Source organism: Pseudoalteromonas sp. SG43-6, from assembly GCF_014164365.1.
GTDB classification, from domain to species: Bacteria; Pseudomonadota; Gammaproteobacteria; order Enterobacterales; family Alteromonadaceae; genus Pseudoalteromonas; species Pseudoalteromonas rhizosphaerae.
The window spans coordinates 123,404-133,849 of record NZ_JACJEZ010000007.1 but is presented as its reverse complement, the minus strand read 5'-3'; the positions used below and the strand labels follow the sequence as shown (position 1 = coordinate 133,849).

8 protein-coding genes are annotated in these 10,446 nt (G+C 39.4%); 6 read left to right on the top strand and 2 right to left on the bottom strand.

The window, feature by feature from the left end; genetic code table 11:
• Window positions 1-144 precede the first annotated feature (144 nt).
• On the top strand, window positions 145-831 hold the full coding sequence (locus tag H5201_RS04985; RefSeq protein WP_182783849.1) for a dienelactone hydrolase family protein: 687 nt from the start codon (window positions 145-147) through the stop codon (window positions 829-831).
• 8 nt (window positions 832-839) lie between these two features.
• Here H5201_RS04985 and H5201_RS04980 read toward each other — a convergent pair whose 3' ends face one another.
• Complete coding sequence (locus tag H5201_RS04980; protein ID WP_182717048.1) at window positions 840-1,763, bottom strand: LysR family transcriptional regulator; 924 nt, start codon at window positions 1,761-1,763, stop codon at window positions 840-842.
• A gap of 144 nt (window positions 1,764-1,907) precedes the next feature.
• Between H5201_RS04980 and H5201_RS04975 the strand changes: the two genes are divergently transcribed.
• The 4 genes from H5201_RS04975 (at window position 1,908) to yghU (ending at window position 8,728) form a co-directional block, all read left to right on the top strand.
• The gene (locus H5201_RS04975) at window positions 1,908-2,591 is read left to right on the top strand and encodes a type 1 glutamine amidotransferase domain-containing protein (protein ID WP_149980845.1); all 684 of its coding nucleotides are present in this window, start codon (window positions 1,908-1,910) and stop codon (window positions 2,589-2,591) included.
• A 104-nt stretch (window positions 2,592-2,695) separates the two neighbouring features.
• Entirely contained in the window at window positions 2,696-3,292 is a 597-nt protein-coding gene (locus tag H5201_RS04970) for a rhomboid family intramembrane serine protease (protein ID WP_145237407.1), read from the top strand.
• Between the two features lie 790 nt (window positions 3,293-4,082).
• Window positions 4,083-7,376: a two-component regulator propeller domain-containing protein gene (locus H5201_RS04965; protein WP_259399655.1), complete on the top strand. Its 3,294-nt coding sequence runs from the start codon at window positions 4,083-4,085 to the stop codon at window positions 7,374-7,376.
• Between the two features lie 512 nt (window positions 7,377-7,888).
• A complete protein-coding gene (yghU, locus tag H5201_RS04960) occupies window positions 7,889-8,728 on the top strand; it encodes a glutathione-dependent disulfide-bond oxidoreductase (RefSeq protein ID WP_149980847.1) in 840 nt (279 codons plus the stop codon).
• A 44-nt stretch (window positions 8,729-8,772) separates the two neighbouring features.
• Here the strand turns inward: yghU and H5201_RS04955 are convergent, their stop codons facing one another.
• Entirely contained in the window at window positions 8,773-9,276 is a 504-nt protein-coding gene (locus H5201_RS04955) for a DUF6622 family protein (protein WP_182767472.1), read from the bottom strand.
• Window positions 9,277-9,637: 361 nt separating this feature from the next.
• Between H5201_RS04955 and H5201_RS04950 the strand changes: the two genes are divergently transcribed.
• Window positions 9,638-10,237 (top strand): FMN-dependent NADH-azoreductase, encoded by a 600-nt coding sequence (locus H5201_RS04950; RefSeq protein ID WP_182783841.1) that lies wholly within the window; start codon window positions 9,638-9,640, stop codon window positions 10,235-10,237.
• The last annotated feature ends 209 nt before the right edge of the window (window positions 10,238-10,446 follow it).

Here is a 10,446-nt window from a genome sequence, read left to right as displayed (position 1 = left end):
AGCTCTGTTGTTTTTAAGCGATTCATAAGATCACAAAACACCATGAATGTTCCCTCGCTTCCCACATTTTTTAATACTATTAGTTCATTGATATATAAAGGCTAATTCTGGGGATACTTTAGCTTGCCTACCCCAACAGGTTTAATGCGCACCACGGTTTACCGCCCCGAAATGTCAGGGCAATTTCCCGCGATTATTTTTTATTCTGAAATATTTCAGCAAACCGCGCCTATTGCTCGCAGCGCTGCACTTTTAGCAAGCCATGGTTTTGTAGTACTTGTGCCAGAAGTGTTTCATGAGCTAAACCCTATCGGGACAGTGCTTGCCTATGATGATGCGGGTAAAGATAAAGGCAATAACGATAAATGGGCAAAACCGCTTGAATCCCACGACAGCGATACCCAAGCGTTAATCGACTTTGTACAAACACAAGACTATTGCACCGGCTCTGTAGGTACTATGGGTGTCTGTATTGGCGGTCACTTAGCTTATAGAGCCGCATTAAACCCACACATAAAAGCCGCACTTTGCTTATATGCCACCGACATTCATAGCGATACACTCCCCGCACAAGCCGGTAATAACTCGTTTGAACGCATGGCTGATATACAAGGTGAGATTCACTTTATTTGGGGAAAGCAAGACCCCCATGTGCCACAACAAGGTCGCGACAAAATTTATCAACAAGCTGTTAGTACGGGTATTAATTACCAATGGCAAGAAGTTAACGCCCAACATGCCTTTATGCGTGATGAGGGTGAGCGATACGACGGCGCACTAGCAATCACCATGTACCAGCAAGCCGTTGCATTATTTAACCGTACTTTGTAAGCCATAAATTAGACATTTTTAAGCATACCCAATGCGGTATGCCTTTTTATAAAATAATCCTTTAAATAATCGATAAATAAGCGCAACTTCTTAGAATCGGCGCCGCCGGGTGGAAATACGCCGTAAAGTTCTATATCTTTACTTTTATAGTCATCGAGTACAATTTCCAATAGCCCAGCTTGAACTTTTGGCCATGCATCGTAAAGTGGAATACGCCCGATACCATGGCCTGCTTCAACAAAAGCAGTTCGCGCCGCAGCGTTATTAGTCCTTAAACCACCTTGCATAGTTAAGTTATGCTTTTTACCATCTTTTTGTAGCGTTAATGTTTTACTGCCGAGCTGATACACCACCCATTTATGTTCGCTTAATTGCGCTGAAGTTTTAGGTTTACCGTAATGGGCAAAATAATCTGGCGAGCCACAAATACAGGTACTCATCGTAGTGAGTTTAGTCGCTTGTAAATTGGAGTCACTAAGCGCCACACCGCGAATCGCAAAATCAAAGCCATTTTTAATAATATCAATCACTTCATCACTTAACTGTAAATCAATATCGATTTTGGGATACTGACGTTTAAAATCATTGATTGCAGGCACAACCAACTGCATACCGACATTCACCGGGCAGCTAATTTTAAGTAAGCCTTGTGGTTCGCTTTTTATATTTTCTATTTGCTGTTTAGCCGCATTAGCTTGCTCAGTAATAATTCTGCAGCGCTCATAATAAGCAATCCCCGCTTCGGTCAGTGCCATAGTTCGCGTTGAACGATTAAGCAGCGTCACTTCCAGTTGGGTTTCTAATTTTTTTAAGTGATAACTTGCCACTGCACGAGTAAACCCCAATTGTTTGGCGGCCGCCGTTAAACTGCCCTGCTCTACAATTTGTGCAAATACCACCATACTTTTGAGTTGCTCAAACGATACCTTCATAAGATCTCCTATACTGACTTACTTTATTGTATCAACTATTAAACCAATAAAGTTGAATTTATCATCGTTGTTTAAAGTGACCTTAGTGCTTATAGTAGTTAGTAAGATAAATTAAAAATTTAAATCATCAGAAGGAATATGGTTATGGCTAAAAAAATACTTATGGTTCTTACCTCTCATGCAGAGCTTGGCAATACCGGTCATAAAACGGGCTTTTGGGTTGAAGAATTTGCGGCTCCTTATTATGCATTTATTGATGCCGGTGCTGAGGTTACACTCGCATCAGTAAAAGGCGGGCAACCACCGATTGATCCAAATAGCGCCGCACCTGATGCCGCAACAGATGCTACAAAACGTTTTGATAACGACAGTGCAGCACAAACATTGATGGCCAATACAAAAGCGCTTGGTGATGTAAATGCCAGCGACTTTGACGCCGTATTTTACCCAGGCGGTCATGGCCCATTATGGGACTTAGTTGACAATACAGACTCAATTTCATTGATTGAAGACTTTATCAAAACAGAAAAACCTGTTGCAGCTGTTTGCCACGCAAGTGCCGTGTTTTTAAATGCTAAAAATTCAGATGGCAGTGCATTGGTTGCAGGTAAGAAAGTAACTGGCTTTAGCAACAGTGAAGAAGCCGCAGTGCAACTTACTGACATTGTTCCATTGTTGGTAGAAGATGAGCTAATCAAAAAAGGCGGTGATTACCAAAAAACGGATGATTGGGGTGTGCTCGCATTAGTCGATGGCTTATTGATCACCGGTCAAAATCCTGCCAGCTCTGAGCTTGCAGCGCAAAAACTGCTGACCCAATTAGGCTAATTCTTTAATATTGTAACTAAAGCCTTGCTTAACCCAGCAAGGCTTTTCAATTAAGCATCAGGATAGGTATACTCAGTCAAACATATTTAAAAATTAAGTGATGTATGGCAAACCCAAAAAGCTCTTTGAGCATTCCCCCTCTAGTCAGTAAACGCTTTACGCTTATTGGTATTATTTTATTGTGTGTTTTACTGCAAATTATTAATAGCTTACCAGGCGTTAACTTAAATGGATTAGGTATTTACCCTCGCAGTCTAAGTGGCTTAACGGGTATTTTTTTCGCGCCTTTTTTACATGGCGGCTGGGCACATTTGCTTAGTAACTTAATCCCATTTGCAGTGCTTGGCTGGCTAGTCTGCCAATATAGCGTCAAACGGTTTTGGGCTGTATTTATCTTTACTGCTGTGGTTGGAGGATTACTGGTTTGGCTATTTGGTCGCGCTAATATTCACGTTGGCCTGAGCGGTGTACTTTATGGCTTGTGGGGCTTTTTAATTTGCTACGGCATTATGCATCGGTCATTTAAGGCCATTGCTATTAGTGTCGCGGTGGTATTTTTATATAGTGGTTTAATTTGGGGTGTTTTGCCACAGCGTCCCCATGTGTCATTTGAAAGCCACCTGTTTGGCGCACTCGCTGGTATTCTTATTGGCTATTATTTAGCAAAACAAGATAAGAAAAGCGCAAGTTACAAGCTTTAAAGTTAGCAAGGTTAAAGATAAAATATTAACCGTCATTATCTCGGATTAATTCAATTTGCGCTTTCTCAATTTCGGTTAGCGCTTTATATCCTAGAGGATAAGGCCAACCATAACCCCATCTAAATGTTGTTGGAGAATATGGACTACCGCCAACACGCACACCGCGAGCATGAGTTGTGCTATTTACGCCTCGCTTACTTCAGCTACACATTCACGAAGTCCATTATCAACAATATGCCTTTGCTCATACGTACCATCTTGGCAATAACTATAATCGTGGGCGGTACAGCAAAATAACCATAATTATTGCTGAGCAGGTAACAAACTTCGAGTAAATTAGGGGCGCTCAATCGATATGGAACCAACTTTAGCTGCAGGTTTGTTTTATCCAGAGTCTGAAACCGCAATCTTGTATTAGTGATTTCAGCATTTTGCTAGCTATTAATCAGATATTGATACTGCTAAATTATTATACTTTGCCAATAATGTTGAGCCTTTTTAATGATTAAGCTACTTAAATTTACTTAATAACTAACTACACTCGGTTATAGAACCTATAATTAAAGCAATACCTTAACAAGAAACTATTTCTTCGTGTATAACTCTCAAAGTATGATTATGAATCGAAGCTGCTATTTTCCTAGCGTAAACGATGGCTCAACAGGTAAATAACTACAATCAAGAGTAGCTATTAGCTGATTATTACTCTTTTTAAGAATTATTTAGCCATAAAACATAGTAGATCGGAGTCCTATTTTTGACAAAGATAATTAAACACCTGAGCATAGTTTTGTTAGCACTCATATTTGCAATGTCATTTGCTTTTGCTAACGCGCCATCAGTTCATTTTGAACGTCTATCTATCAAAGATGGCTTACCTCAAAGCAGCGCGAAAGCGGTGTTACAAGATCGTAAAGGGTTTTTATGGGTTGGTACTGAAGAAGGTTTGGCCCGTTATGATGGTTATGAGTTTAAAGTTTTCAAAAATAGTTTAGATAATCTCCACTCACTCTCAAATAATTATGTAACTGTTCTTTTTGAAGATCAACAGAGCGATCTTTGGATCGGCACCAGAGGTGGTGGCCTAAATCGCTTTAGCTCTACAACTGAACAATTTACGCATTATCGCCATCAAGCAACAAATCTAAACAGTTTAAGTAATGATACCGTGCATGCTGTTACGCAAGATAAACAGGGAAATATTTGGGTGGGGACAGACGGTGGAGGCCTTAACCGTTTTAATCCTGTCACCGAACAATTTACTCATTATCGTCATCAGCAAGCAAACTCTGCAAGCTTAAGTGATGATGCTGTTAGTGTTATTACTGAAGATCAACAAGGAAACCTATGGGTAGGCACGTGGAGTGGCGGCTTAAATCGTTTTAATCCTATCACTGAACAATTTACTCATTACAAACACCAAGCAACAAACCCTAATAGTATAAGTAATAATGCTGTCAGTGCCATTCTTGAAGATAAACAAGGTAATCTATGGGTAGGAACAAAGGGTGGCGGCCTTAATTATTTTAATATCACTTACGATAAATTTACTCGCTATATCCATAATGCAACTGTGCCCAAGAGTCTGAGCCATAATGAAATAGCAGCCATTACCGCAGATCAAGAAGGTAACCTTTGGTTAGGAACTTTAGGTGGTGGACTCAATTATCTCAACTTAAAAACCCAAAAATTTACCCACTATCGCAATCAGACAACAAACCTAAATAGTTTAAGTAATGACAATATTCGAGCCATCACTTATGACCAACAGGGTAATCTTTGGATAGGAACCGATGGCGGCGGACTTAATCGCTTAAACTCACTTACTAAACAATTTGCTCACTACCATCATCAAGCTAATAAACCCAACAGTTTAAGTAATAATATAATACGCGCTATTACCGAAGACAGTCGAGGCATACTGTGGGTAGGAACTTGGGGAGGCGGTTTGAATCGCTTTGATTCCGTCACCGAGCAGTTCTCTCATTACCGTTATAATGAAGATGATCCCAACAGTTTGAGCGACGATAAAGTCTATGCCATCACTGAAGATCGCCAAAATAATCTTTGGATAGGCACTGATGGTAATGCCCTTAATCGTTTTAATCCAATGACAGGGGAATTTACTCACTATCGTCATGATCCTAGCAATGCTAACAGCCTAAGTGATAATGCGGTTAGTGCCATTACTGAAGACCAGCATGGCGATCTTTGGTTTGCCACGTGGAAAGGTCTTAATCGCTTTAATCCAATTACGGAGCAATTTACTCATTATCGCTATCAAGCAGATAACCCTAATAGCATAAGTAATGACAGTATTCGGGTGATCACTGAAGATCAACAAGGTGATCTTTTGCTAGGGACTTGGAAGGGCCTTAATGTTTTTAATCCAAACACCGAAAAATTTATTAATTACAAACATCAGCCAACAGATCCTAGCAGCTTAAGTAATGACACTGTCTACGCGATTACCGAAGATCGAAAAGGAAATATTTGGATAGGTACCGCCAGTGGCCTTAACTTATTCAACAAAACTACCGGTAAATTCACTCGTTTTCTGAAAAAAGATGGCCTACCTAATAACGTTATTTATAGGATTGAAGAAGACAATAAAGGCAGTCTTTGGCTGAGCACAAATCTTGGTTTATCTAACTTTGATTTTAATACAAAAACATTTAAAAATTACAATATGGATGATGGATTACAAAGTAACGAGTTTAATGCTGATGCATCATTTAAAAATAAACGCGGTGAATTATTTTTTGGCGGGATCAATGGTTTTAATCGTTTTTTCCCCGATAAAATAATCAGTGATACCCAACAACCAAAGGTTGTTATTACCGATATGTTACTATCTAACCAATCCGTACCTATCAGCAATGTAGTACCATTAGATAAAAAATCAGACATAATTAAAAACACGCCTAATAGTAGCTATTCTTTAGAAAAACCAATTCACTCCACTTCTGCAATCACCTTAACTCATCAACAAAACCTTGTAACATTTGAATTTAGTACACTGCATTTTTCCAATCCCAAAAAGAATCAATATGCCTATAAAATGGAAGGTTTTAATGAAAAGTGGATCACAACTACTTATAAAAACCGCCGCGCAACATATACCAATTTACCAACCGGCAATTATATTTTACGCGTTAAAGCCAGCAATCCATATGGCATTTGGAACGAAAAAGGAGTAGCCCTTAAAGTCACTGTATTACCACCGCCATGGCTATCATGGTGGGCATACTCATTTTATTGCACGTTACTCCTGTTCATTATTTGGCTATTTGTGCGCGCGCAACGCAAAAAAGTCATATTTATAAAGAAGCTAAATGAGCAATTAGAAATTAAAGTGGCTGAACGGACACTAGGTTTACAAAAAGCGAATGAAGAACTAGCTAAAATTACTGTAACCGACGAACTCACAGGGTTAAATAACAGACGATTTGTCGCTAATAATTTGCAAACAGACATTGACTTAGTGCTACGAAAATATCGCACTCATGATCAAAATAATGATATTGAAAATCATAGTGAATCAGACTTAATCTTTTTTATAATCGACCTAGATCACTTTAAACAAATAAATGATCTTTATGGTCATGCCGCAGGTGATAGCGTATTAATGCAAATTAAACCTATTTTAAAACACGTTTTTAGAAATACCGACTATCTTGTGAGGTGGGGAGGTGAAGAGTTTTTAGTAGTTGCCCGCTTTACCGACCGAAAAAATGCACCGCTACTTGCGGAAAGATTAAGAGCATCGTTTGAAATGCATAATTTTGTCATAGATGACGGAACTATTATCAAAAAAACATGCTCAATTGGCTATGCTAGTTTTCCTTTTTCAATAAATAATCCCGAAAGTTTAAATTGGGAACGAGTTGTAGATATTGCCGATCACTGTTTGTATGCAGCGAAAGAATCAACAAGAAATGCTTGGGTAGGACTAAGCGACATTGATTGTTACGATGATAATTTATTTGTAGCCATCACTGAAAAAACGCAGCAATTGATCAACCTCGAGCAAATAAAAGTAGAGTCTTCAATTCTTAAACCGGATAAAATAAAGTGGCATTAATACACTTTTTTTTACTCCATTAAATAGAGTTAAGTAGTTGCAGGTTTATCTTCTAATTATACAAAAAACACTTAAAAAATAGCCGCGATGTAAACCAATAAACACACGATATGCTTATTACGTGGCGTGGCAGTTTATATTATACCTTATGATCTCAGCGTCATTGTCACTAATACAACGGCGTGATCAGTGCTTTGGTGGTCATGCTCAATCAAGGGATGGTCGTAGTTGTACGAATGAGCTCTGCAGCTCTGCTTAGCTCATATTTAATAACATTACTCATTGATATGTGGTAACGCAATTGTCGTTCAAATTCATAGAAAGTATTCAGTGGCTCAAAGATTAAATGTCGTAATTTAAAGCTGAGTAACGGAGACAACATAAACATTGCATCATCTAAATGATCTTCATATTACTCATGAAAGTTATCTTTGCTTCCCTTGCTCTAAATGATCAACTAGGATGGGTTGTTCGTAACCTTAATTAAAGTAACCAACGTTTAAGGAGTTTTGATGAGTAACAGCGAAAACTATACCCCGCCTAAAGTATGGCAGTGGGACGCGGAAAGTGGCGGTGACTGGGCAAAAATAAATCGACCAATTGCAGGCGCTACGCACCAGCAAGATTTACCCGTTGGTGAGCACCCTCTTCAGCTTTACTCACTGGCAACCCCTAATGGCCAAAAAGTCACCATCATGCTTGAAGAACTGTTAGAGCTTGGTATCACTGAAGCCGAATATGATGCGTTTTTAATTAAAATCGGCGATGGCGATCAATTTGGCTCAGGCTTTGTGGGTGTTAACCCTAATTCAAAAATTCCAGCGCTGATGGATCACAGTACGACCCCTATAACGCGAGTGTTTGAGTCAGGTGCTATTTTACAATACTTAGCAGAGAAGTTTGATGCGCTAGTGCCAAGCGACCACACCAGTAAAACCGAATGCCGTAACTGGTTATTTTGGCAAATGGGATCAGCACCTTATTTAGGCGGTGGTTTTGGTCATTTCTATGCCTATGCACCACACAAAATGCAATATCCTATTGACCGATTTACGATGGAAGTTAAACGCCAGCTAGATGTATTAAACCGCCATTTAAGTGATCATGATTACATGGCTGGTAGTGACTATTCAATCGCAGATATTGCTATTTGGCCATGGTATGGCTCGCTGGTATTGGGATATTTATACGACGCCGCCGAGTTTTTAGATGTTGAATCATATACCCACGTGATGCGCTGGGCAAAACAGATTGAACGCCGCCCTGCAGTAAAGCGTGGTCGTAGAGTTAACCGGACTTGGGGCCCAGAAGATGAGCAACTAGCCGAGCGCCACAGTAAAAGCGACTTTTAACGAAAACCTAACAGCGCGATTAGTATGACTAACCGCGCTGTTACTTATGCTGGCTGTAAATCTATTTGGTTATCTCGCGCCTGCAGGATCTGTAAGCCGCGAGCTAAGAATATGCCACTTAAAATACCGTAAATCGCGCTGACAATAACCATAAATTCTGTACTTTGCGTAACTGCTAGTTGTATTGCCAACATCACTCCAACACAATATTTAGTAAAGAAAATGGCCATTATTAGTATAAATGGTACTTTGCTACCAGGTATATGAAACACATGCTGCTCACTTATGTAGCGCACTCCCTTTGGCAAACCGAATTGACGAGCGACTCCCCAACCAAGTACTAAACACACAAACCAAACTGCTAATGCAATTACACCAGAAAATGCGGAGTACACCCCAAAAACTGACAGGCCAGCCATTGCGACAGGTAACACACAAACACTGCGTAACGTGACCTCTCTTGCTCGGGTTTGTTTGACACCAAGCACAATCAGGCCGGCAAATAACGCGAACACCCACAGCGGTGTATGTTTAATTATATCAATCACTAAACTTCCTTTTTATTGTTGTTATTGCTTATTGTATTAGTGCCTTGAGCTTAATCTTATTTAAATAATTAATAAAGTTACAATTACATTTTTTTAACCTTTATATACGTAGCAAGCTTAATGTGCCATCTCGATGCTAACTTAGAGAATAGTAAAAGGCGACGACAAACAAATATCGCAGAGTGTAATCGCCATCATTTCAGTAGTAGCAAAACAACAGCGCAATTTGATAACCAAAAACCACTCAGCAGCAAACTAAAACATTCTCTTAAATCGAATGGTTAAGCCATTAAATTGCATTGTTAATTTGTAATATAAAAGGATATGCTCTTATTAGTAATTTACAATTAAAGGAACGGCTATGAAGAACGTATTATTAATCAACTCATCACTCAACGGTGAAAACGGTAATTCACATCAGCTTAGTGAGCAGTTCATTGCTGAGCTTACACAAAAAACTGACATTACAGTGACTCGTCGTGATGTTGCCGAAAACTCATTACCACACCTAACTCAAGCTGAAATGGGCGCATGGATGACAGAGCCTTCAGAGCGTAGCGATGAGCAAAATAAACTGGCTGCTATTTCTGATGAGTTGGTCACTGAGCTGCAAAATAATAAGCTCATCGTGATGGGCGTCCCTATGTATAACTTTGGTATTCCATCTACATTAAAAGCGTGGATCGATCGTGTTGCTCGCGCTGGCATTACGTTTAAATACACTGAAACAGGCCCTGTTGGGTTAGTTGAAAATACTAAAGTAGTTATTCTTGCTGCTCGTGGCGGTATGTACTTAGGTACTGATATGGATACGCAAACTAAGTATCTAAAAGACTTTTTTGCATTTTTAGGTATCAACGATGTGGACTTTATTTATGCTGAAGGCCTAAATATGCCAGGTGGTGATGACAGCAAAAACGCCGCTAGTAAAGAAATTTCAGATTACGTATCGGCACTTTAATTTTTTGATAAACAAGCGGTCAGTAAGGACCGCTTTTTAGTTAGCCATGCTGATTTCATTTATTACACATTCTTATCGTCAGTGGATCCGTGTAACTCAACATTCAATACTTTTGTAAACTTGGTGCTTATGTTGCAACACTCTCTATAAACCGCCCATTTCGCTATGCAAAGGTGAAATCTTTTCACAGTTAGCGAAATTATTACAAA